Origin of the sequence: Algoriphagus terrigena DSM 22685 (assembly GCF_000429445.1) — a bacterium.
Lineage (GTDB): Bacteria > Bacteroidota > Bacteroidia > Cytophagales > Cyclobacteriaceae > Algoriphagus > Algoriphagus terrigena.
In genome coordinates this window covers 43,335-66,381 of sequence record NZ_AUBW01000009.1, presented here as the reverse complement: position 1 = coordinate 66,381, position 23,047 = coordinate 43,335, and the positions used below count along the sequence as shown (strand labels likewise).

The 23,047-nt window shown below is 49.3% G+C and carries 17 protein-coding genes; 9 read left to right on the top strand and 8 right to left on the bottom strand.

Annotation, left to right across the window (positions count from 1 at the left end; all coding sequences use genetic code 11):
- Nucleotides 1-306: 306 nt before the first annotated feature.
- Nucleotides 307-828, top strand: a complete 522-nt coding sequence (locus G459_RS0109650; RefSeq protein WP_026967473.1) for a lipocalin-like domain-containing protein — start codon at nucleotides 307-309, stop codon at nucleotides 826-828.
- A gap of 122 nt (nucleotides 829-950) precedes the next feature.
- Here the strand turns inward: G459_RS0109650 and G459_RS27165 are convergent, their stop codons facing one another.
- The 4 genes from G459_RS27165 to smc form a co-directional block, all read right to left on the bottom strand.
- Complete coding sequence (locus G459_RS27165; RefSeq protein WP_051315156.1) at nucleotides 951-3,608, bottom strand: glycosyl hydrolase; 2,658 nt, start codon at nucleotides 3,606-3,608, stop codon at nucleotides 951-953.
- Nucleotides 3,609-3,745: 137 nt separating this feature from the next.
- Nucleotides 3,746-4,105, bottom strand: coding sequence for a helix-turn-helix domain-containing protein (locus tag G459_RS0109640; RefSeq protein WP_026967472.1), 360 nt, complete (start codon nucleotides 4,103-4,105; stop codon nucleotides 3,746-3,748).
- Between the two features lie 3 nt (nucleotides 4,106-4,108).
- Entirely contained in the window at nucleotides 4,109-4,282 is a 174-nt protein-coding gene (locus tag G459_RS29405; protein WP_245588156.1) for a type II toxin-antitoxin system HigB family toxin, read from the bottom strand.
- Nucleotides 4,283-4,391: 109 nt separating this feature from the next.
- The gene (gene smc / locus G459_RS0109630) at nucleotides 4,392-7,931 is read right to left on the bottom strand and encodes a chromosome segregation protein SMC (protein ID WP_026967470.1); all 3,540 of its coding nucleotides are present in this window, start codon (nucleotides 7,929-7,931) and stop codon (nucleotides 4,392-4,394) included.
- Nucleotides 7,932-8,215: 284 nt separating this feature from the next.
- On the opposite strand from smc, the gene G459_RS0109625 reads away from it, so the two are divergent.
- Entirely contained in the window at nucleotides 8,216-8,731 is a 516-nt protein-coding gene (locus tag G459_RS0109625) for a hypothetical protein (protein WP_026967469.1), read from the top strand.
- 84 nt (nucleotides 8,732-8,815) lie between these two features.
- On the opposite strand, the gene G459_RS0109620 is transcribed toward G459_RS0109625, so the two are convergent.
- Together G459_RS0109620 and G459_RS0109615 are read right to left on the bottom strand one after the other, a co-directional pair.
- Nucleotides 8,816-10,393, bottom strand: a complete 1,578-nt coding sequence (locus G459_RS0109620) for a hypothetical protein (protein WP_026967468.1) — start codon at nucleotides 10,391-10,393, stop codon at nucleotides 8,816-8,818.
- Between the two features lie 96 nt (nucleotides 10,394-10,489).
- Nucleotides 10,490-11,236, bottom strand: coding sequence for a 3-keto-disaccharide hydrolase (locus G459_RS0109615; RefSeq protein WP_026967467.1), 747 nt, complete (start codon nucleotides 11,234-11,236; stop codon nucleotides 10,490-10,492).
- A 274-nt stretch (nucleotides 11,237-11,510) separates the two neighbouring features.
- Here G459_RS0109615 and ypfJ point away from each other — a divergent pair, with 274 nt between their 5' ends.
- Nucleotides 11,511-12,410, top strand: a complete 900-nt coding sequence (ypfJ, locus tag G459_RS0109610; RefSeq protein ID WP_026967466.1) for a KPN_02809 family neutral zinc metallopeptidase — start codon at nucleotides 11,511-11,513, stop codon at nucleotides 12,408-12,410.
- A 93-nt stretch (nucleotides 12,411-12,503) separates the two neighbouring features.
- Here the strand turns inward: ypfJ and G459_RS0109605 are convergent, their stop codons facing one another.
- Nucleotides 12,504-13,730, bottom strand: coding sequence for an Nramp family divalent metal transporter (locus G459_RS0109605; RefSeq protein WP_026967465.1), 1,227 nt, complete (start codon nucleotides 13,728-13,730; stop codon nucleotides 12,504-12,506).
- A 342-nt stretch (nucleotides 13,731-14,072) separates the two neighbouring features.
- Here G459_RS0109605 and G459_RS0109600 point away from each other — a divergent pair, with 342 nt between their 5' ends.
- The 3 genes from G459_RS0109600 (at nucleotide 14,073) to G459_RS0109590 (ending at nucleotide 18,272) form a co-directional block, all read left to right on the top strand.
- Nucleotides 14,073-15,314, top strand: coding sequence for a DNA recombination protein RmuC (locus G459_RS0109600; RefSeq protein WP_026967464.1), 1,242 nt, complete (start codon nucleotides 14,073-14,075; stop codon nucleotides 15,312-15,314).
- A 159-nt stretch (nucleotides 15,315-15,473) separates the two neighbouring features.
- A complete protein-coding gene (gene trkA, locus G459_RS0109595) occupies nucleotides 15,474-16,820 on the top strand; it encodes a Trk system potassium transporter TrkA (RefSeq protein ID WP_026967463.1) in 1,347 nt (448 codons plus the stop codon).
- A 3-nt stretch (nucleotides 16,821-16,823) separates the two neighbouring features.
- Complete coding sequence (locus G459_RS0109590; protein WP_026967462.1) at nucleotides 16,824-18,272, top strand: TrkH family potassium uptake protein; 1,449 nt, start codon at nucleotides 16,824-16,826, stop codon at nucleotides 18,270-18,272.
- Here the strand turns inward: G459_RS0109590 and G459_RS0109585 are convergent.
- Entirely contained in the window at nucleotides 18,269-20,728 is a 2,460-nt protein-coding gene (locus G459_RS0109585; RefSeq protein ID WP_026967461.1) for a ligase-associated DNA damage response DEXH box helicase, read from the bottom strand. The genes G459_RS0109590 and G459_RS0109585 overlap by 4 nt on opposite strands.
- 199 nt (nucleotides 20,729-20,927) lie before the next feature.
- On the opposite strand from G459_RS0109585, the gene G459_RS0109580 reads away from it, so the two are divergent.
- The 3 genes from G459_RS0109580 to G459_RS0109570 all read left to right on the top strand — a co-directional run bounded on the left by G459_RS0109580 (nucleotide 20,928) and on the right by G459_RS0109570 (nucleotide 22,998).
- Nucleotides 20,928-21,440 carry a hypothetical protein gene (locus G459_RS0109580; RefSeq protein WP_026967460.1) on the top strand — a complete coding sequence of 171 codons (513 nt, stop codon included), beginning with the start codon at nucleotides 20,928-20,930 and terminating at the stop codon, nucleotides 21,438-21,440.
- Nucleotides 21,441-21,640: 200 nt separating this feature from the next.
- A complete protein-coding gene (locus G459_RS0109575; RefSeq protein ID WP_026967459.1) occupies nucleotides 21,641-22,285 on the top strand; it encodes a hypothetical protein in 645 nt (214 codons plus the stop codon).
- On the top strand, nucleotides 22,282-22,998 hold the full coding sequence (locus tag G459_RS0109570; protein ID WP_026967458.1) for a DUF3307 domain-containing protein: 717 nt from the start codon (nucleotides 22,282-22,284) through the stop codon (nucleotides 22,996-22,998). The genes G459_RS0109575 and G459_RS0109570 overlap by 4 nt, the downstream gene beginning before the upstream one ends.
- Nucleotides 22,999-23,047 lie beyond the last annotated feature (49 nt).

Genomic DNA, 23,047 nt, shown 5'->3' with positions numbered 1-23,047 from the left:
ACGCAAAACGGTAATTACCTCACAATAGGGCCGAGTCATCCAAGTAGGTCTCTTGAGCTCGATTTGGAATAAAATCGGCCTTGAATGACCAGTGGGTCAATAGTCCATGTGCTTACTGGAGGGAGGTTTATGTTTTTACGCAATAGCTATTCAAATCACGCTTACTCCGGTAATTCAAACAGAATTTCATGCTATTAATAAATTTTCAGTTTGACTGTCAACTAATTGTAGATTAGGAACAAAAAATACTTTTAATTAATTTCTAAATAGTTTATCTAGCCGCCACTAACCTTAACTAAAATAGAAATGAAGAAAAGAATGCTCTACCCGCTGATGCTTGTATTTGGTCTCGGCTTTTTAGTCTCTTGTGGCGGTAATGATGACCAACCCGGTGAAACGAGTAAGTATGTAGGACAATGGGACATGGTTTCCCTACAATACGAAGGCAGTTATAAGGCTTATCAAGGCAATGAACTTCTTGACGAGGGTGAGTTTGCCGGACAGGCAAAAGACATCACGATGGTGTGGGAATTTTTAGCAAATGAGGTAAAGGCCACAGGCGGTTTTAATATGACTATGGAGTACGGCTGGACTCCAGGAGTGGAATTTACCTATCCCGTTGCTGCGGCCACTTATGAGGGCTCGTGGTCAGTAGACGGTAGTAAGATGACCTTCCACTTCAAGACCGGGGAGGTTTCGGAAGCCAATATTATCAGCGAAACTGAGGATACCTTGGTTTTGAGCCTGCCTCAGACGCTCAAGCAATCAGGTTTCGGTGGGGAAAACGTCTTCACCATGGTTAACACCATGACCTTGAAAAGGAAATAGGGCTATATCTTTTTTCGCAGTTGAAAGGGAGCCACGGCTCCCTTTTTTTCGTTTCTGTCGAATTCGAAAACCCGCCGGCAACCTTTCTCCGTCGGCTGAGTTTGTCGCGGTATAGAGACAGTCTAGTCCTCTACCAATCCCTGAATTTTGATTTCCCCGATCAATCCAGACGGCATTGGTTTCCAAACCTTTGCGTCAAATGGCTTGTAGTCTTTGTCGACCATGTTGATCTCGTAAAAGATCTTCCATTCCTCACCCGCAAGTTCCATTGCCCGGATGCGGTTTGCTGAGAGGTTGGTGACTTCGATCCGAAGCTCGTTGCCGCGATCCTTCAATCCAGGAAGGAGGATTTCAAAGGGATTGGCCCAAAGCGTCCCCAAGTATTCGCCATTGAGGTACACCCGGGCACTTTCGCGCACATCGGGAAGCTGAAGTAGCCAGGCATCCGCTTTCCCGGGAGGTTTGTCAAAGGAAACTTCATAGGCCGCTGTCCCGCTAAAAGCTTCCGTTTCTTGGTTGATTCCAGTCCAAGAAGTAAGTGCCGTCAGGGTCTCAGACGCGGGAATGGTGGGGCCGCCTTCGACGAAGCTCAACTGATACGGACCGGCAATCACCTGCGCGTCTCCAAAGTTTTTCAGATACTGCCAGGCATCCGTCGCTTCATCGACACCCGTTTCGACGAACATAGATTTTCCGGCTTTGAGCTGGATTCTCACCAAGTTTTGTCCGGCTTCGGTTTTTACCTGAGCGACTCCACGTTTCTCCGTATCTGGATCAAAAAGCGTGATTCGGTCACTTTTCACATTGAGCGGGAGGAATGTGTCCACGTCTTTGGCTAGATGGTTCACCAAGTAGTAGACATGTTCGGTGTCGGTTTTTCTGCGGATAAACTTCAGGCCGGTCTTTACCAGACTCTCCGGCAAAATCTGCTCAGCTTCGAGCGATTGGATCAGATTTTCAGAAACTTGTAAGTCGGCATTCAATGCCTCCAATTGCTTCGATCGTTGGACTAAATTGCTTTGTCCAGGCACGGATTTTGGTTTTCCCAAAAAGATAACATTGCCGCCCAAGTCTCTTAATTCCTTCAACTTTGCCAAAGTTTCCAAAGGAATATAATCGACCTCAGGCACGACGATTGCCCGATAGCTTCCCCCAGAGAAGACGATCTTTCCATCCTCGAACCGCGCAGTCTGGAGAAACTCATCGGAGAAAAAGTCCAGAGAGTACCCTTCTTTCATCAGTTGCACGCCGGTGTTATAAAACGGCGTGTCCAGCAGCCATTCGCCCAAGGAATGGATCTTAAACTGGAAGAAAGTACTTCCCGCATAGTACTTCGCCCAGTTGTCATACACCGGCCAGTACAGCGCGATTTCGTTGTCGGGCTTGCCGGTTTGGAGGATTTGCTGGCAGTTTTCGATGTATTTGAAAAACGCTGGGGCATCTTTCCAAATCGTCATCTGTGGGCTAAAATTGACGGCCGCATAAAACTTCCATCCCGGCCATGTCGCCTTGGGGTCGGTATAGGTAGAGCCGTGCAAGAAGAGATGATTGACTCCGCTGAGAAGCAACTCCTCCAGCTCTGGCTTGGTCTGAGAAAGTGCGGTTTTGAAATGATCCCGCAGCCAGGTGAAGGACTCAGACGAAACCAGCGGCTTTCCCGCCATGTGAGCCGCAGAGGAAGAGAACTTGAGCATCATCGGATCGGCGTCGCCTGGACGGATATCGCTTTCTTCTCGCCTTAAGCCGGGAATCTCAAAGGGCATGGAGCCAAAGGTCTCGCATTCGGGAATATCTGCCGTGGCGTAGAGATCCAGAAGGTTTCCCGGCGAACCATGGGCCTGAAGTTTGGTTTGATATCCTTTTCCATGGGCCCAGGCAGTCCATGGCCTGTCAAACTCTACTTTGAGCAGGTCGCCCAGCGTCTCCCGATAGTCACTCCGAACCCGATTTGCGAGCTCTGAATCCACTTTCTCGATCAGTAGACTTAGATAAGGCTTCAGGTCATAGCCGCGAAGCTTTTCGAAAGAGAAAAGAAAATCAGGGGTGAAGTCCGCTTCGTACAATTCAAAGCTGTCATTGAAGATGGCGCGGATCGGCACTTTTAGCTTTTCATCATATGGGATGATATAGTCAGCCAAAGCAGCGCGTGAATAATGGTCCAGCGTGAATCCTTCCCCTCCCGGAGCTGCCCGCTTGACCTGCTGCCCGGTTTTTCCCTCATAGATCGCATACAACTTCACATCCTGCTTAGGGGTCCATTGGAGGCGGTTTTCCAGGATTTTGCTAGTGAGATCTTCATAGAATCCTGCATCTCCGTACGCCAGCACGGCGATGAGTTTTACGTCCGGATTTTTGTGGGCAAAACTCTTGTCAAAAGCTTCCCCGGCCTTGAGATCAGAGGCTTGATGCTCTAGTCTTGTTGCAGCATGCTGCGGCTCCACTTGCGGACCACCGTAGGGCCAGCCCGTGCCCAAGACCATATCCACTCCCATGCCGAGACTGTCCGCGAGGGTTGTCGTGTAGGCGAGCATTTCGAGGTGTCGGGGCGAGAGAAAGGGCAGAAAATTGGCTTCCTGACCCTTGACTCCATAGATGGGCGTGATCTCCACACCACCGATGCCGGCTTGTTGGAAGGCCTCCAACTGATACTTGATTCCTTCCTTGCTGACCGCCGACCCCATCCACCACCAGCGTGTCCAGACTTTGGTACTTTGGGCTTGAACTGAAAGGAAACTGAGGCAAAAGAGAAGGAGCAGCACTCCCGGTTTTTTCAGGCTCATCGGTTTTAGGCTTAGGGTCAAAGGCCATAATATAGGAGATCAGCCTCCAAAAAGTATCCCGTGCTGTGGAATAATGGGGCGTTATGCTAAGTTTATTGATGCTTGTGTTGGCCTGACGCTAATCCCAGATAGCTGTCCTAGACGCCCAATACGATAGAAGCTTCAATGTCGAGCTTTCGGCTGATTTCCCGAGCTATTTTTAAGGTAGGTTCACTTTTCCCGTTCAGGTATTCGCTGACGCGCGAACTGCTGACTCCTAAGAAGTCTGATAATGACTTTTGGGTTAATCCGCGCTCATGCATCCTTAGTTTGATTGCCTCCGCCAAGGTAGGAGGAAGGATCGGAAAATGTGCCTCTTCATAGTCCGCTACGAGATCCGAAAGTAGGTTGAGTTCCACAAATCCTTTTGCATCAGGGTTTTCTATGTTTTCAGCGATGGCAAGCAATTCTTCGATTCTTTCCAGGATTGCTTTGTATTCCTTTTCAGATTTGATCATCACTCAGATGTTTTGTATATCCTTTATTTTATCGTATTCCGAGTGGGTACCGATGAATCGAATGTAAACCTTCTTTGCAGGGAAGGATATGATAGCTATGAGGCGGTAGGAGTTTCCCTTAATGTTAAAGACAAAACGATGATTGCCCGCATATTTATCGCGAATTTTTTCGTACACGGTACTGCCATTTTGGAGCTTGATTCCGGTCAAGTCAACATTCCTGCTCTAGCTGAAGGCAGCGAAACTCCTAAATTATTGCGGCTGCCTTAGCCAAGTTTTATAAAAACTATGCGAGTTCCCTCAGATCCACCGGTACCACCCGACTCACTCCAGCCTCGATCATGGTAATCCCATAGATGATATCCGTGCTGGCCATGGTGCGCTTGTTGTGCGTGACGATGATAAACTGGCTCTCGCCACTAAACCGCTGGATGATCTGGTTAAACTTGTCGATGTTGGCGTCGTCGAGCGGGGCATCCACTTCGTCGAAGATACAGAAGGGGGCGGGCTTCAGTAGGTAGATGGAGAAGAGTAGGGAGGTAGCTGTCAGCGTCTTTTCCCCACCCGAAAGCTGGTTGATAGTCAGGGGACGTTTACCCTTGGGCTTGGCCATGATCTCAATGGGCGATTCTAGCGGGTTACTGGGATCGACCAGTGTCAGATCGCAGTCGTCCTGCTCGGTAAACAGCGAGCGGAAGACCTTGATGAAGTTTTCCTTGATCTTACCAAAAGCATCCAAAAAGGTCTCTCTGGCCACTAGGTCAATCTCTGAAATAGTGGCTAGCAGCGATTCTTTGGCCTTGACCAGATCTTCCTTTTGGCCGCTGATGAAGTCGTAGCGGATCTTGATCTCGTCATAGGCTTCCATGGCCATGGGGTTGATTGGGCCGATCTTTTCCAGTCTTTCCTTTTGCCTGCGGACGAGATCGCGGAGTTCTTCCTCCGCAAAATCCAGGAATTCCGGATCGAGCTCCCTGCTTTCTTCCATCAGCGCATCCAGATCCAGCTCAAACTCGACGCTCAGCCGCTCCTTCATGCCGCTCATCTTCAGCTTGATCTCATTGATGCTGTTTTGAAGTTCCTGCAGCAGTAGATCAAAACCTTCCTTGGACTTTTGCAGACTGCGAATCTTGGTGTCTGTCTCGTCTATCAGACCTCGGGCACCGTAGTAGTCCTTTTCGGCTTCTGTGACCCCTTTTTCGATGTTTTCTTTCTCTGAATACAGCTCGATTAGTTCGTCGTCCTTGATCTCGTTGTTGTCGAGGAGAACTTTGATCTCAGCGTCGAGCTGCGCAAGTTCGGACTGGGACTTCTCGATCCGCTCTTTGGAGCTGTCGAAAGCATTTTGCTTAAACTCGATTTCTTGCTCCAGGCTGTTGACCCGGTTGACCTGCTGGATGTAGGTGATATTTTCCTGATTGAATGACTGGGATTTGTCGCTGAGTTTTTTGCTCTCGATCTCCACCTCTTCACTCAGGACGGCGGCTTGCTCTGCCATCCCGTCGAAGGCGGTCTTTTCCTCCGTCAGCTGCGGGAGGATGTCCGCGAGACTTTCCTCAATGCCAGCGATCCGGTCCAGGATGTCCTCGCGCTTGTGGACGTTGGAGCTGAGAAGCTCCGCGAGTTGTTCTTTTTTAGTGCGGAGGGAGACGTAATTGGAATTCAGCTCGCTGATGCGGTTTTGGCTTTCTTCCAGGGTCTTTTTGTGGCTCACTTCTTTGAGCTTCATCAGGTCAGAAAGCTTCTGATCCAGATTGGAGCGTGTGCTGCTCACCTTTTTTCCAAGCTCTTTGATCTCACGGTCGAGCTTCTCGAGATTTTTGGCCCGGCCGATCCTTTTTCCTTCGAAAAGACCCACAGATCCGCCCGAAAGCGAGAATTTGCGTTTTGTGTATTTACCTGCTTCGGAGAGGAAAACGCAGTCTGAATCCTGCGGAAAATCTTTGTATTCACCCTGTACGATGTAGACATTGTCCAGGATGAAATTGATCAGGCGACTGTATTTGACGTCAAACTCGATGATCTCTGTCGCTGCGATGGCATTTGCAAAAAGCTTGCTGTGTCCGGGTTTGAACCGCTCAAAGTGCTCCAGCACAAAGAAATTGGCCTTACCCCGAGCCGCATCACTGAGTAGCTGGATCGCGGCAATCGCCTGCGCCTCGGTCTCCACCACATAGTAGTTCATGTAACCTTCGAGGTAGTTTTCGATGGTCACGCGGTATTTCTCGTCGGTGGCGAGCAAGTCGGAGAGGAGGGGAATGTCTTTGCCCCAAGAGTCATTTTTCTTGAGAAACTTGATTGCCTCGGGAAAGCCCTCCAAGTTTTCGACGAGCGACTTGGTGAGGTTGTATTCGTTGGTTTTGGAGTCGAGCTTTCGGGACGAGGTGGTGAGCTCCTCCCGGATCATCTCGATGACCCGGTTGGTCTCTTCTATCTTTTGATCCTGGTCTTCCTGCTTGGCTTTGAGCTTGGAGAATGCGTCAGTTGCGTCGTCCAGTTCCGCTTTGAGGCCCACCAATTTGTCTTCGAATTCTACCAAATTGGCCTCCTGAGAGGAGTCATCGGAAGAGGTCCGCTCCAACTCCTGCTTGAGCGTGGAGAGTTGGATTTGCTTGATCTCTACATCCTTTCCGAGCTGATACACCCGCTCCTTCAGGCTTTCAAACCTGAGGAGTTGCTCTTTGTGAGCCAGTTGTTTTTCGGAGCTGATGCTTTTTTGCGCATCAAACTGCTCCCGGAGTTCGGTGACGATGTGCTCTTTTTCAGCCAAAATCTTTTCGGCGGATTCCCGTTCCTGCTGTAGAGAGCGGATGGAGAATCCCGCCCGGTCGTTGGACTTGCGGTCGGTATCGATCTGCTCGCGCAAAGCCTGGGAGCGGTCTTCGAGGAACCGCATCCGCTCGTTTTTGATCTTCTTTTCGGATTCAAACGACCGGATCTTGTTGACATGCTCGTTGAGCGTCTTTTGACGGGAAGCAAGCAGTTTTTCCTTGTGGATCAGGTCGGCTTTGAACTGGCTGAGCAGCGCCTCCTGATCGGTGATCTGGGTGGTCAGTTCGAGCTTTCGGTCTGATTCGTTTTGAATCTTTGCGCTGGCCTCGATCAGATTTTGCGCGTATTTCTCGATGGATTTCTTGGCCAGGTTGATGCTCGCCTTGCGGTAGTCCGCTTTGATTTCGAAGTATTTGGCAGTTTGTTTGGCCTGCTTTTCCAGACTTTTCAGGTTTTTGTCAATCTCGTACAGCAGATCCTCGACACGCGCCAAGTCATCGTCCGTGTCTTCGAGTTTCCGAAGCGTTTCTTTCTTTCTGGTCTTAAACTTGGAGATCCCGGCGGCTTCCTCAAAGAGTTCGCGACGGGAGTTGTTTTTGTCGTTCAGCAGCTCATCGATCATCTTGAGCTCGATGATTGCATAGGAGTTGGAGTTGATCCCCGTGTCCATGAACAGGTTGGTGATGTCCTTGAGGCGGCAGGTGACGCCGTTGATCTGGTATTCACTCTCGCCCGTGCGGTAGTAGCGTCGGGTGATGGTGACGTGGGTGTACTCGGTAGGAAGGAGGTTTTTGGTATTTTCAAAAGTCAGGGAAACTTCCGCGAGATTGGATGGCTTTCGGTTTTTGGTGCCGTTGAAGATGACGTTTTCCATCTTGTCGGAGCGGAGCATGCGGGTTTTTTGCTCGCCCAGTACCCAGCGGATCGCGTCTACTACATTCGACTTGCCGCAGCCATTTGGACCGACGACGCCGGTGATCCCTTTGTCAAAGTGGATGACCATCTTATCCCCAAAACTCTTAAAGCCCTTGATCTCCAGTTTACTGAGTAGCATGCGTTTTTTCTCTCCCTTACAAAGAGACAAAATAAGCGCAATTGAGGGATTTGCAAAGGAAAATAGTCTACAGTCGCGGTGATCAGTCACAGAAGTAGACAGTGTGTACTGACCTAAATCGAGTTGAGCGTTTTAGGATTTGTATTGATAAGAATATGATTTTGTCCAAACTGATCCGGCGTTAAGCCTTCCAGACTCCACGACGCGATTTCCCTATCCTGATATTTTTCAGTTTTTCAATCCCACAATTCCGAATCCCGGGCACTTTCCCTTAACTTCCCTGCATGGACTTGGGAAATATCGTTTACATCGCTGCCGTCATCGGCTATTTCATCTATCAGGCAACCAGAAAAAAAAGGGGTCAAGAGCTGCCTGAGCAGGGAAATGCCGAGCCAGACGCTCCTAAAAAAGGGATGAGTTTTGAGGATTTGCTCAAAGAAATCCGCGAAGCGCAGAGTCCTCCTGTCCCCGAAAGACAGGCTCAGCCGAAGCAGCAGATTCCGGTACCTAGCCCTGCCGCGACTGTTCACCGCGAGAAGCCGGTTTCCAGGAGACCGGTCTTAGTGGAAAAAGACGATGAGGAAGCGAGATACTATGAAGGAACCTATGCCGCTTCCAAATCAAATGTCTATCAGGCTTCCAAGGATATCCATTCTTTCCAGCCCGCCCCAGCGGTGAAGTTTGACTACAGCTCTGTGGAATCAAAAAGAGTAAATCCCTACGCCGAATTGCTCAAGAACCCGAAGACCTTGAGACAATCCATGGTGGTCAGCGAGATCCTGAGGCCGAAGTACTTCTAATCTAAAATACCCCACAGAGCACAGCTATCGTAGTTTTTTAGAAAGGGTTGATTTTCATGTGACCGCTATAGACTCCGGGACTAGCTATTTTTTCTGAAAAGTGCGGACTTGAACCAATCTCTCCTCGTATTCTTTAGTCTGGATATACGCTGAATTAAGCCACGGAGCTAGGGCGTCCAGATCCACCTGTTCTTCGGGATAGGCTTTTTCATAAAATCGATAGACCACCACCGTGAATTCCTCCGGCTGGACTTTTTGCAAGGAATCAAGTTTCCCTATAGTATGGATTCGATCTTGCTTTGCGAGATCTCCCGGGAACATGACCGCTTTGCTGAAGTTGACAAAGCTGTGCGTCAGTATAAGTTGGGGCCCGTCTGGATCGTTCAACTCTTTTTCGAGTGTATGGATAAGCAGGGGATAGTTTTTGGTCTCTTGATGAAAGATCGGTGCGGCCACCGCGGGGATCAGAAGCAGGACTGCGAAGGCTAGGTTTCGATACGGCAGACTTTTTGGAAAAATCAAAAGCGCCGCAATGGCTTGAAATCCAGCCATCTTCCAATCTTGCTCAACTAGGCTGATCACTACTCCAAAGAGGATCAGTACGATCATTGCCCATCTCAGTCTCGGATTGCTTTGCCATTCCCTCCAACCCATACAGATCAGAAAAGCCAATATCGGCACCAAGATGATGAGATGACGTGGATTGAGGTAGAGCGGATTGTAGAACTTGAAATTGGTGCTCATAAACCAGAAGCAGACAAGCAAACTCAGGAAAGCCAGTCCGAATTCGACCCCGGGAGTGGCGGGATTTTTCCTGACTCTGACCAAAGCCGGAATCGCAAAAACCATCCAAAGCCAATAGGAGCGCTCCACAAACGTGAGAATCGGAAGCAGGGTCATTCGCTTCAACATCACCCAGATACTTTTGTCGGCATAGGTGAATTCAGAGATGTAGTGTCCCTCTTGGATGGACTGGAATCGATAGAGCGGATGACCGAACTTGATCCAGAAATACCCAAGATAAGCCGCGCCAAACAGGAATCCGATCGTCAGCAGCGACACGTAGAATCGACGATCCAGCTTTCCCTTCTTCCAATCGAAGAGGAAAAGAATGACTGGAAAAGGCGCCAAGAAAACAATGGTTTCCTTGGTCAGAAAGCCGAAGAACAGTCCCGCGATCACCCCGAAGGCTGCCGGCACTGGTCTGCTTCCTCGATAAACCGCTGAAAAAGGAACCAGCACCGTCCAGAAAACGAGCAGAGAATCAGGGTAAACCTTGGTCAAAAAGTGAAGAAAGTACACCTGCGTCGAAAACCAGATAACCAAAATCCATGCGTTCGAGGATTGCGGAAGAATCTTCAGCAGCATCCCCAGCGCCCCGATATAGGCTAGGAGGGAAATCAGCGAAATCCGATGGGCATCAAAACCAACGATCACTCCAACCATACCGGAGGGTACATAAGCCCCCCAGCGGGTGGAGAAATGGTAGGGATTGAACTCCATCGTGCCATTCCAAAAATCCCTCCCAGCCAGCAGATAATAGACGTCGTCGGAAAATGTGATCCCGTCAAAGGCAAATAGCCAATAAGCAAAAAGGAAAATCAACCCGGTAAGAAACGCGCTCTCCTTTGGCTTTTTGGTAAGGATTTCCGGGATCTGCATTTTGGTGAAAATCGGAAGATTTTGGACTGGTTTGGAAAGGGTCTAAACCACACCGTTGGAAGAAAAAGCCTTCTAATCAGTGACTATTGAGTTTCCTCAGTTCTTTTTTATCCACACATTCCGATAGTACACATCATGCCCCTCAGCCTGAAGTTTCAGTCCGCCTGGTGTGTCGGTGATGCCTTTTCCTCCGTCATTTCCGCCATCGATTCCAGAGTTTGGGCCACCCCAGACTTGCTGGATTTCTACATCGTCGTGGATTTTGACTCCGTTGAAGAAGAGCGTTACGCGTGCTTTCTCGGTCAGTTTACCGTTCTCAAACCGCGCCGCACGAAATTGAATGTCGTAGGCGTTCCACTTTCCGATTCCATTGTACTCTTCTGAAGTAGGCAAGTGTTCGTTGATCACAGCTGCCATTCCGTGGGTGCCGTAGTCGCCATCCAAGACCTGGATTTCGTAGCGATTTTGCAGGTAGACGCCACTGTTTCCGCCTTCATCTTTGATGAAAAACTCCACATGGGCTTCGAAATCCCTGAACTCGTCCTTGGTCACGATGTCGGCTGCGCCGTATTTACCACCGGCAGCTGCGGGGTCGTTGCTGCTGATGACTGGGCCTCCGTCTACAGGATCGATGACTTCGGGCCATTTGATAGGCATTTCGGCGGAAAAGCGCGGTCCTTCCCAGTATTGCCAGTTTTTGTGAAGAGACTTGGCGGTGCCGTCGAGGTAGACTTTCGCGCCTTTGGGAGCTTTGGTTCCCAGATAGGAAGCATCTTGGGAGAAAGAATTGAATGCGCCTAGGAGCGCTAAGGAAAGAGCACAGGTGAAAATGTTCAATTTCATAGGTTCTGAGTGTTATTTATGGGTTTTGGCAAAATTCAAATCAAGACTAGTTCATGATTGACCAATTTGGTTAAATTTAGCTGAAATCAAACTTTTTGTCCCATGAAATAGGATGTGTGGCAAAAAACTAGACAGGAGTAAAAGCCAACCTCGAGCTTCTATTTGACCGTTAAAACACAATTACTGACAGATAAAATGCCCATGAGAAAGACTGGTAACATAGTTGGGATGGCTATTCAGGGGATTCCATAATTTCTAAAAAAATGATAGATATATGAAATGGCAAGGAAGAAGACAAAGCTCCAATATCGATGATAGACGGGGGCAGGGTGGTCCAAGGATGGGAGCTGGAGGCTTCAACCCAATGTTACTTGGACCGCTTTTGAAAATCCTTTTTTCGAAGACAGGAATGATCCTGATCGGTGTATTCCTCGTCGGGTCGTTTTTGCTGGGGTATAATCCGCTGAGTCTACTGAGTGGCCTGGTAGGCGGGGGAGAGCAGGGTTTTGCCTCGGACACGTCTTACGCGCCGACCGCAGAGGAAGAAGAGATGGCGAGTTTTTCTGCGACCGTTCTGGCTGATACCGAGGACGTGTGGAACAGTCAGCTGGACAATTATCGCGAGCCTACCCTGGTGCTTTTCACCGGTTCGGTGTCTTCAGCCTGCGGGTCGGCCAGCAGTGCGACTGGGCCTTTTTATTGCCCTGCAGATGAGAAGCTTTACCTCGATTTAAGTTTTTTCCAAGATATGGAAACCAAATTGAGCGCCGGCGGAGACTTCGCTTACGCCTACGTGATAGCACATGAAGTGGGGCATCACATCCAGAAGATCATGGGGATCACCGACGAGGTTCACAGTCTAAGAGGCCAGGTGAGTGAGAAAGAATACAACCAAAACTCCGTCAAATTGGAGCTTCAGGCCGATTTTCTGGCGGGGGTTTGGGCACATCACAGTCAGCAGTCAGCAGGAATGATGGAGTCCGGCGATCTCGAGGAAGCGCTCAACGCAGCCAATGCTATCGGAGATGACCGCCTCCAAAAACAGTCCTCCGGTCGCGTGGTGCCTGATTCCTTTACCCATGGTACGTCTGCACAGCGGATGAAGTGGTTCAAAAAGGGGTTTGAAACCGGGGATTTGCGTCTGGGAGATACCTTCAGCGCGCCGGATCTGTAATTTGAAATCGGGATTTAGAACTCAGGGACCGAAGTTCGATAGTCAAGGATTCAAAGGTTGAGTTGCTTGGGAATTGACTTCAGGTGCCAAGACTTAGAACAAGCCGAGAACCGTCCCGACACCTTTCACTCCAAGAATCAATGTGATCAACCAGATCAAGCAAGCGATTGCTGTCGCTAGGGGCGTGTTTTTGTGTTTTCCCAACACAGCATGCTGAGCCGCAATCCAGATGATCCATCCACTGATGAGCGGGAGCAAGATCCCGTTGGCCAACTGCGCCAAAGTGATCAGTTGGATCGGCTTGATACCCAGGGATGAAAAGCCCAAGCCCAGCCCGACGATTATTACCATCGTGAGCCGCATGGGTCTGGACTTGATGTCTTTGTCCCAGCCCAAAATCCCGCAGACGACCAAACCCGCCGCCAGCGGCGCGGTGAGCGCCGACGTCAGGCCAGCCGCGAGCAGACCGAACCCCATCATGTAGCCCGCAAAGTTTCCAAATACGGATTCCAACCCTTTGGATACGTCAATCGCAGAAGTGATTTCGGTACTTGTATTCGCCGCTCCCACAATCAAAATCGCCATGGAGACTGCGCCGCCGAGGATGACGGAGACGGAGATATCGCGCCGCATCAGCGGTAGATCAGAGGCTGTTTTCCATCGTTTATTGACCAGAGCCGCATAGAGAAAAAGATTGTAAGGAACGACCGTGGTACCGATCAGAGCCACTAGAGTCGGGATTTCTTTTGCATTCCAACTGGGAATAAATCCGGCCAAAAGCCTGGACAGATCTGGCTTTGTCAATATCGCCGTGACCGTGAACGCGATCGACATCAAGATGACCAGAGCCACCAGGATTCGCTCCAGGATCCTGTAATTCCCCGTCAGCAGGAGCAGAAACGCCAAAATCCCCAGAAGAAAGTTGCCCAGCTGAAGCTGAAAACGACCCAGTTCCAGAGTAGGTGCCTCCCAATAAAAAGCCAGTCCTAGATTGGCGCCGGAGATGTTGCCCGACTCGTAGGCGGCATTGCCAAGCACAATCGCCAGCAAGACCAAGACCATCGACAGCATCCTGAAAACTGGCTTATCGGTTTGATTTCTCAGAAGACTGCTCAGATCAGAGCCCGTCACGATTCCGATCCTACCGGAGATCTCCTGAAGGATGACCGTGGAGACAATAGACAACACCATCGCCCAAATGAGCGAAAAGCCGAAGTTGGCACCGGCCAGGGTGCAGACGGTGACAGTGCCTGGCCCGATAAACGCCGCTGCGACAAGTGGGCCGGGACCCATGGTTCGGAAGAGATTCTTTAGGTTCAAGAGTGTAAGTTTTCGGAAAATAGAGAATTGGACAGAAATATCCGTGATCTGTCTAGGATCAATCTGGCGGGAAAGTCTAGGCGAGTTGAAAAACCATCGTTTCGGCTGCCGGAGGAAGGTGCACGGTATTTTTCCAGTTGGTCATCGAAAGTGAAGGAAATGCTGTGTTACGAGCATAAACCTGTGCCCATTTTTATGCTGAGAATTGCCAATCGGGACGTTTTTGCAAATAAATGTCCTCGGAGCTAAATGTACTTTGACGTAATCTGTCGGAGAACTCCATTTGTACATTGGTGGTGGCGCTGAGAAAAAAGTACCTTGGGCCTCCAAAACAACCGATGTATGCCGATTGATATTTTGCTGATTTTAGTCCTGGGGATTCAGCTTGCGATTCTAGGTTTTCTCTTTTTCAGAGGAAAGGGAAATCAAGAGCGAATTTTTCTCCAAGCCGAATTGGCGCGGATGAGCAGAGAGCTGTCTCTGGCTTTGGGCGAAGCCCGAAGAGAATCCAGCGAACACCTCACGCAGCAATTCCGATTGATCTTCGAAAACCAGCGTGCCGGATCCAAGGATCAAAATGAAGCCCTGAAAGCCTTTGGGGACGTGGTGAGAAATACGATGCAAGATCTCAATAATCTGCAGCGGGAGAAGTTTGGGGAGCTTGGCCGAAGGCAGGATGAATTGGTAAAGAATACCGAAATGCGTCTGGAGAAGATTCGAGAAACGGTTGATGAAAAGCTACAAAAGACACTGGAAGCCAGATTGGGACAGTCCTTTGAACTGGTGAGCAATCAGCTGCAAGCCGTTCAAAAGGGCTTGGGAGAGATGCAGTCGCTGGCTCATGGCGTCGGCGATCTCAAGCGAGTCCTGACCAATGTGAAAAGCCGTGGCGTCTTGGGCGAATATCAACTGCAGGCCTTGCTGGAAAATATGCTCTCGCCGGATCAATATATCCTCAACGCCGCGATCAACGGCGGCCGGGAGCGCGTGGAATTTGCCGTCAAGATGCCCGGTCAGGACGCAGAGGTGTTGTTGCCAATTGACTCGAAGTTTCCGCAGGAATCCTACCTGCGACTGGTCGATGCGTATGACTTGGGAGACAAAGTGGCCATTGAGGTCTATCGGCAAGAATTGATCAAGGCGGTGAAAAAATCCGCTTATGACATCCGGAGCAAATATGTCCAGCCACCTGCAACGACGGATTTTGCGATCCTTTTTCTTCCGGTGGAAAGCCTCTATGCCGAAATCCTCCGCGAACCGGGTCTTGCGCAGCAAATCCAGCAAGATTTCAAAGTGATCGTCACCGGCCCCACGACCCTGTCGGCGATCTTGAACTCGCTTCAGATGGGCTTCCGCACCTTGGCGATCCAAAAGCGGAGCTCGGAAGTCTGGCAGGTGCTGGGTGCGATCAAGACAGAGTTTGGCAAGTTTGGAGACTTGCTCGAAAAAACCCAAAAGAAGATCAATGAGGCAAATACGGAGCTGGATAAGTTGGTAGGCGTGCGGACGCGGATTATCCAACGGAAGCTGAAAGACGTTCATGAGCTCCCGGAGCCGGAAAGCAAGAATCTGCTGGAGGACTGAGCGGATGGGTGACGGGAAATCCCCAAAGAAATACCGGGTCGATTCGATCCTTATATTTACCTTTTAGGTCACTTGGCAAAAGAAAAAACCTTAGATCCTGAAAACCATGAATAAAGGTTTTAATTTTGCCCCCCTTCAAGATCACACTCGCACACCTCTATGGGGATGAATATTGTAATCGCAGGAGCTGGAGACATGGGATACCATCTGGCTGAGCGATTAAGTTTTGATAACAAGGATATCACGTTGATCGATACTGATCGTAGTGTTTTGGACTATGTAGCATCCAAACTTGACGTGATGATCATCGAGGGAGATGCTACCTCCATCGATGTGCTTCAGCAAGCGAATGTGGACGAAGCCAGCATGCTATTGGCGGTGACTACTTCCGAAAAAACCAACCTCGTCACGGCTGTTTTGGCTAAGCAATTGGGCGCTAAGCGTGTGATGGCAAGAGTCAGAAACCACTCCTATTTGGATGAGGAAAATTTGCCCTATTTTCGTAATCTGGGCATTGACAACCTGATTTCTCCTACGATGCTTTGCTCCAGAGAGATCCACAAGATGATCCAAAACTCCAGCTTTACGGAGGTTTTTGACTTTGGAGGTGGCAAGCTGAACATCGTGGGAATTACCCTCGATCAATATAGCCCGCTAGTCAATCAGCGGATCATGGATACCAAAGAGGATCCGATCTACGAGGATATCCGCATCATAGCAATCGTGCGGGATCAAAAGACCATTATTCCCAGAGGCAGCACGATCATTAGAAACAACGACCACGCTTTTTTCATTTCCCACAAGAAAAACACCGAAAGTATCATCGAAGCACTCGGCCAGAAAAAGGTCAAGATCAAGAATGTGATGATCATTGGCGGCGACGACATGGCGGTCACGACAGCGCTAAAACTCCAGAAAGACTACCGCGTAACGCTTGTAAACAACGAGAAAGAGCGTTGCAAGTGGCTTGCCGAGCAGCTCCCCGATACGCTGGTGATCAATGGGGACTACAAAAACATTGAGCTGCTGGTAGAAGAAGGTTTGGAGCAGATGGATGCCTTTTTGGCTTTGACGATGTCTTCTGAGACGAACATTATTACGAGTCTTTCGGCTAAGAATCACGGGGTTTACAAGACGATTGCGCATGTAGACACCCGGGAATACATTCATATTTCACACAGTATCGGGGTCGATTCCCTGATCAACAAGAAGCTGGTGGCGGCGAACGAAATCACCCGCTATCTGCGAAAAGGCACAGTGGATGCGGTATCGGGGATCTATGGCGTCGATGCCGAATTTATCCAGTACAGTGTCTGCAAGACCAACAGGCTAACCAAGCATCCGCTGCGAGAACTTCATTTTCCATCCACGGCCATCGTCGCCGGGGTGATTCGGGGCGAAAATGTCCTCATACCCGATGGTGATTTTACCCTGCAGGTGGACGACAAGGCCATCGTTTTGGCGCTACCTGAAGCAAAGCTTGCCTTGGAGAAACTTTTTCATTAACGCATGATTCATTTTAAGGCCATTGGTAAGATCATGGGAGCCCTCCTTTTTTTGTTGGGTACATTGATGCTTCCTGCCGCAGCGATTTCCTGGCTTTATCGGGAAGATTCCACCCCGATCCTGATTTCCGCGGCGATTTCGCTCTTGATCGGACTCGTCCTGTTTTTCTCCTTTTCTAAGCAGGATCAGTTGATTAGAAAGAGGGAAGGATACATGATTGTGGCTTTGAGTTGGATACTGATGACCATCTTTGGAATGATTCCTTTTATCATTTCGGAAGAAGTCACTACCACAGCGGATGCCTTATTTGAGACGGTTTCGGGTCTGACGACCACTGGAGCAACGATTTTGACGGATATAGAATCCATGCCCAAAGGACTCCTTTTCTGGAGGAGTATGACTCATTGGATCGGAGGATTGGGAATAATCGTTCTTACAGTAGCTATTTTCCCTCTATTGGGAATCGGTGGAAGTGAGCTGTTTGTGGCAGAGTCTCCGGGACCAACCTCCGACAAAGTCCACCCGCGGATTTCCGAGACTGCAAAACGGTTGTGGTACATTTACGTGGGCCTGACTGTAGCCTGTGCGTTGCTCTATTGGGTAGGTGGGATGACGTTTTTTGACGCGATCAACCATTCGTTTGCCACGATGGCGACGGGAGGATTTTCCACCAAGAATTCAAGTTTGGCTTTTTACAATTCTGCTTTTATAGAGTATGTGGCCATCCTGTTTATGTTTTTAGCAGGTGCCAATTTCACGCTTCTCTATTTTGGTTTGGTGGGGAAATTCCGCAGAATTATCAAGAATGATGAGTTTAAGGCTTATGCCATAGGGTTGTTGGTTATTTCGATTGTCTTGGCAATACCGATTTTTATGCAGTCCGGTTCGGGATTGGAACTATCATTTCGAAAGTCCTTATTTCAGGTCGTATCGATAGTCACTACCACAGGTTTTATCACGGATGATTATACCCAATACGGTTCTGGAGTCACCTTTGCGTTTTTTATGCTGTTGTTTTTGGGAGGCTGTGCAGGCTCCACGGCAGGCGGGATAAAGTTTGTCAGGCATACGGTGTTCCTTAAAAATTCTTGGCTGGAATTTAAACGGATTGTACACCCCAGGGCCATTGTCCCCTTGATTATCAATGGCGAGCGTGTGACTGGAAGGATTATCAACAACATCATGAACTTCCTGTTGATCTATCTTCTGACGTTCGTGGTGGGCTCACTGATCATTTCTTTGCTGGGGTACGACCTTGCCACTTCGCTTGGTTCTGTCGCTACTTGTTTGGACAACGCCGGGCCGGCGATAGGAAAAGTTGGCCCTGTGTATAATTTTGCCTTTTTCTCACCAGAAGCTAAAGTGGTCTTATCAGTCATTATGCTTTTGGGAAGACTGGAATTGTTCACCATCCTGATCCTCTTCACGCCGTTCTTCTGGAGGGCTAATTAATCGTCCGCGGTCATCTGTGCCAGGATTTTGGCGACCTTGTCTTCGATGGGTTCTGAGGAGATACTTGATCTGCTTAACCCGTCCACCATCAGCGGAAACGAAAATGGCGTAAACTGGACCGGATGCTGGATCAAGATGTTCATTCCGTTGATCTTCTTCATCGCCTGCACAAACTTTTCCTGCTCCATTTGCTGATTCAAGGCTTCTTTGTGGGCTTGTTTTAGCAGCAGATTCTCCGGGTCATATTGCTCAAAAACCTGAAACAGCAGGCTGGAATTTGCCTGGACATGTTTGAAACTCATGGGCTTTCCCGGATATCCCTGAAAGACCAAGCCAGCAATGCTGGCGATCTCGCGGAATTTCCTGCGTGACATCTCACTTTCATTCACGCAGTGCAGGATATCCCGCTCGATGTTTTTCAGGGAAAAGATATCTTCTTCCATGATCTCCTCCGGGGAAATGTAAACATCCGACAGCAACTCAAAGCCGTAGTCGTTCATGGCCATATTGAGCGAAACGGGAAAGCTCTGGGAGATCCTATAAGCAATCAGCGCGGCCATCAACTCATGAATCATCCGGCCTTCGAATGGATAGAAAAAAAGGTGGAATCCTTCCTCACTTCGATGCGTCTCGATCAAAAAAGTATCCCGATCCGGCACCACGGACAGCTTCGCCTGTAGATCTAGGATCGGCAACACTCTCCGGACTTCCTCCGAATTGACAATACCTGAATTGTACTCCTGGAATATTTCACGGATTTTATCCGCCAGCTTGGAAGAGAGCGACATTCGCGCTCCCATCCAGCTGACTACATTTCCGCTTTTCTTTTCAGAAATTCGCACGATAGCGCTCAGGTCCTTCACCTGAAGGAGTTCCAGGCTTTTTCCTGTAAAGAAAAACCGGTCGCCAATCTTCATCTTGGCGATGAAAGACTCCTCCACGGTACCGAGGTACGCGCCGTTTTTGAACTTGACTTTGAGTGTCGGATCGGAAACAATGGTGCCCATCGAGAGCCGGTGCTTCATGGCGATGCGCTTGTTTGTTACCCGGTAGATGCCTTCTTCGTCTTGGACGACTTTCAGATAGTCTTCATAGCTCCCCAGCGAAGCGCCGCCTTTGGTGATGAAGTCCATCATCCAATTCATCTCCTCCCAAGTCAAGTCCCGAAAGGAAAGCGTTCTCTTGACAACGGGGAAGATCGAATCGGGGTCAAAACCAGATCCGACAGCCAAGGTTACTAGGAATTGAATCAGGACGTCGTAGGGAAGGACAGGAGGGAATTGGGATTCGACTTCTCCTTTGTCGATGGCATCTCTCAGCGCGGCGGCTTCGATCAGTTCCAGAGAATTGGTCGGGACGAAGAAGATCTCCGATGGCAATCCCGGCTGGTGTCCCGCCCGGCCCGCCCGCTGGACAAATCGCGCAACGCCCTTTGGGCTTCCCACTTGGATTACCCGGTCCACCGGTCGGAAATCCACGCCCAAGTCCAAGCTGGAGGTGCAGACGACCAGTTTGAGTTTGCCCTCGTGGAGTGCGTTTTCCACCCAGGCGCGCACCGAATTGTCCAGCGATCCGTGATGCATAGCGATCCAGCCGGCCCAGTCGGGTCTTTTATCCAGGATTTTTTGATACCAGATCTCCGTCTGCGAGCGGGTGTTGGTAAACATCAAGACCGACCTTCCGGCTTCGATGATCGGGATCACCTGATCCATCATACGGATGCCCAGATGGCCTGACCATGGATATTTTTCGATTTCCTCCGGGAAAACAGACTTGAGAATAATCTCCTTGTTGACCTTGGCTTTGACGATATGGATGGGCAGATTTTCTCCCAAAAGTGCTTTGGCGGCTTCCTCCAGATTGCCGATGGTCGCGGAGATCGCCCATCGGCGAAAAGTCTCCGGGCAGATCGCCTGGATGTACTCCAAGGCCAGTTGCACCTGGACCCCGCGCTTGTTGCCCACCAGTTCATGCCATTCATCCACGACCACTACCTTGACGGTTTGGAATAGCGCGTGATGGCCCTTTTGCGCAATGAGGATGTGAAGCGTCTCGGGCGTGGTGATCAGACACTCGGGAGGGCGACGGTTCATCGCTGCCCGGGTCTTGGCATCGGTGTCACCGTTTCGGACTGCGACCTGCCAGGGCAAGCCGATCACATTGCAGACCTCCTGCATGGCCTTTTGGATATCCTGTGCCAAAGCCCGGAGCGGCGTGACCCAAATCAACTGGATTCCGTTGTTTCGGGGTTTCTGCCAAGTATCCGGGTGGTTTTGGATGTATTCCAAGATAACCGGAAACCATAACGCAAAGGTCTTTCCTGAGCCCGTCGGAGCGTTGAGCAAGCCGGACTTGCCATCCAGAAAATCCATCCAGGTTTGGATCTGGAAGGGAAAGGGAGTCCATCCCTTCTTCTCAAAGTACTCCAACCCAACTGCTATGCGCTTATCTTCCATAGATTTTCAAAATTCGAATCTGTCGGACTTCATACTTTGACTGACCTTTTGCGGAGCAAATCTGGCTGCCTGCAAATTGGGTTGAAAATTATTGTTTTGACGCATCCAGTGACGCTACTTGTCGATGAATTTGGTATTTTTCCAAAGTAATTAAACAGGATACGAAAGCTTTTCGTTACTTGAAAAAAACTTATACGTCATGAAGAAGCTGTTGTTAGCGTTTTTGATTGTAGCAGGATTGGGAGCCTGTACCGAGGACGAACCCGAACTGTACACCGGCCAGCAATTGGAGTTTGACTTGTTCAAATCCAGTGACTACGACTACAATGGTACACTCATGGTCAAAGAACTCCGTGACGGTAAACTAGAGTTTGATATTCAGCTTGAGGGAGCCAAGTCTTCAACTGAGTACGATTTCCCCGCTCACCTTCATTTTGGAGGATATGATCAGGAGGACGCACCGATTGCCTTTATGCTGAATCCTGTTTCTTCAAAAACCCTCTTGAGCAGCACGGTTTTGGGAAGTCTGTCCGATGGGACCAACCTTACTTTTGAGCAGATGAAGACATTTGACGGACACGTGAAGATCCACTTGGCCAACGAAGGCCCGGATTACACGGTGATCTTGGTGGCGGGAAATGTTGGTACCAACTTCTCCGCTGAGGTGGGATTTGATGCCTCCAAGATAGCTGTCTGTGGAAATAACTTCTGAGCTCAAAATCAGTAAAATAGCTATGGCAGCCGATTGGCTGCTTTTTTTATAACAGTTTAGGAACATTGCACTATCCAACAATAAATCAAAATATTGTGCCATTGTGCAATAATTATAAATATTGCACCTTTATGCAATAATCTTCTATATTGCACCATTAAGCAATAAGTCTGTTTTTATATTCTTCAATTCCACACTCTATGATCGCTGTACTCAAAGGAGATATTGTCGCATCCCGGAAGCTGGCAAACCAAGACCTGTGGCTTTTGCCGCTAAAAGAACTGCTGGAGCAATGGGGGAGCACCCCTGAAGATTGGGAGATCGTCTGGGGTGATTTTTTTCAGGTACAAATCTCCAATCCGGCAGATGCCCTTCAAAAAGCTTTTGAAATCAAAACGCTGATAAAGAGTATGAAAGCCGCTGATTCAACCGCGATGACGAGTATTATCGATGTGAGGATGGCAATCGGAATCGGTGAAAAGTCGTATTCCGCCCCCCGCATTTCGGAGAGCAACGGTACTGCCTTTATCTACTCGGGGGAAAAATTTGACTTGCTGAAGAAGGAAGATATCTCGATCGGGGTGAAAAGCCCCTGGCAGGCTTTTGACGACGATATTAATCTCCATCTGAGACTGGCGGACACCTTTATGGATCGCTGGACTGTGTCTGCAGCAGAGTTGGCCAAGATTGTATTGCAAAATCCGGGCGTCACTCAAGAGGAGATCGGAAGACGCTTGGGAATCAAACAAAGTGGGGTGAGCGGAAGGTGGAGTCGAGCCTATATCGATGAGATCCTGAAGATAGAAAGTGCGTTTCGAAAGAAGATCGAACTACTCCTGCCATGATCATCCTGTTGAAACTGTTGCTGGCTCATTTTGTGGGAGACTTTGTCCTGCAACCCAAGTCGTGGGTAGCCGACAAAGAGGAATTCAAGGCAAAATCTCCTAAACTTTATCTGCATGTTCTGCTGCATGGATTGCTGGTAATGATTGTGTTATGGGACTGGAGCTACTGGCTTTTGGCACTTGCCGTGACGATCACCCATGGAGCTATTGACCTGGTGAAGCTTTATGCACAAAAGGCGGACAACAAGCCAAGGTGGTTTCTGATAGATCAGGGAATGCACCTCGTCGCCCTGTCACTGTTATGGAGTAGTTGGTTTTATCCCAGCTGGTATGACTACTTCCCGGTCGTCGATACCGTCGACATCTGGCTGTACGCGACTGCACTGATATTCCTGACTGCTGTCAGCGGAATCGTGATCCAAGTCATCCTGTCCACCTGGGCAAAAGTACTGGACGACGGCCACGAGGAATCCCTTCAGAATGCCGGCAGATACATCGGCATCCTGGAGCGGTTGTTTGTTTTCACGTTTGTGGTGACAGGCAATTGGGAGGCAATCGGGTTTTTACTGGCTGCCAAATCGGTCTTTCGCTTCGGCGATCTGAAAGAATCCAAAGACAGAAAACTCACCGAATACATCTTAATCGGAACCTTGCTAAGCTTTGGGATCGCCATCGCTACAGGAATGCTGGTAATAGGGCTGGGAACAGCGTGATGGTCTTGCTGTTAAAAGTTTAGCAGAAGCGCCTAAGCATGAAGCATGA

Excerpts from the sequence above, each read along its gene's own strand:
- G459_RS0109650 (WP_026967473.1), top strand. The coding sequence starts at position 307 with ATGAAGAAAAGAATGCTCTACCCGCTGATGCTTGTATTTGGTCTCGGC.
- G459_RS27165 (WP_051315156.1), bottom strand. The coding sequence starts at position 3,608 with ATGAGCCTGAAAAAACCGGGAGTGCTGCTCCTTCTCTTTTGCCTCAGT.
- G459_RS0109640 (WP_026967472.1), bottom strand. The coding sequence starts at position 4,105 with ATGATCAAATCTGAAAAGGAATACAAAGCAATCCTGGAAAGAATCGAA.
- smc (WP_026967470.1), bottom strand. The coding sequence starts at position 7,931 with ATGCTACTCAGTAAACTGGAGATCAAGGGCTTTAAGAGTTTTGGGGAT.
- G459_RS0109625 (WP_026967469.1), top strand. The coding sequence starts at position 8,216 with ATGGACTTGGGAAATATCGTTTACATCGCTGCCGTCATCGGCTATTTC.
- G459_RS0109620 (WP_026967468.1), bottom strand. The coding sequence starts at position 10,393 with ATGCAGATCCCGGAAATCCTTACCAAAAAGCCAAAGGAGAGCGCGTTT.
- G459_RS0109615 (WP_026967467.1), bottom strand. The coding sequence starts at position 11,236 with ATGAAATTGAACATTTTCACCTGTGCTCTTTCCTTAGCGCTCCTAGGC.
- ypfJ (WP_026967466.1), top strand. The coding sequence starts at position 11,511 with ATGAAATGGCAAGGAAGAAGACAAAGCTCCAATATCGATGATAGACGG.
- G459_RS0109600 (WP_026967464.1), top strand. The coding sequence starts at position 14,073 with ATGCCGATTGATATTTTGCTGATTTTAGTCCTGGGGATTCAGCTTGCG.
- trkA (WP_026967463.1), top strand. The coding sequence starts at position 15,474 with ATGGGGATGAATATTGTAATCGCAGGAGCTGGAGACATGGGATACCAT.
- G459_RS0109590 (WP_026967462.1), top strand. The coding sequence starts at position 16,824 with ATGATTCATTTTAAGGCCATTGGTAAGATCATGGGAGCCCTCCTTTTT.
- G459_RS0109585 (WP_026967461.1), bottom strand. The coding sequence starts at position 20,728 with ATGGAAGATAAGCGCATAGCAGTTGGGTTGGAGTACTTTGAGAAGAAG.
- G459_RS0109580 (WP_026967460.1), top strand. The coding sequence starts at position 20,928 with ATGAAGAAGCTGTTGTTAGCGTTTTTGATTGTAGCAGGATTGGGAGCC.
- G459_RS0109575 (WP_026967459.1), top strand. The coding sequence starts at position 21,641 with ATGATCGCTGTACTCAAAGGAGATATTGTCGCATCCCGGAAGCTGGCA.
- G459_RS0109570 (WP_026967458.1), top strand. The coding sequence starts at position 22,282 with ATGATCATCCTGTTGAAACTGTTGCTGGCTCATTTTGTGGGAGACTTT.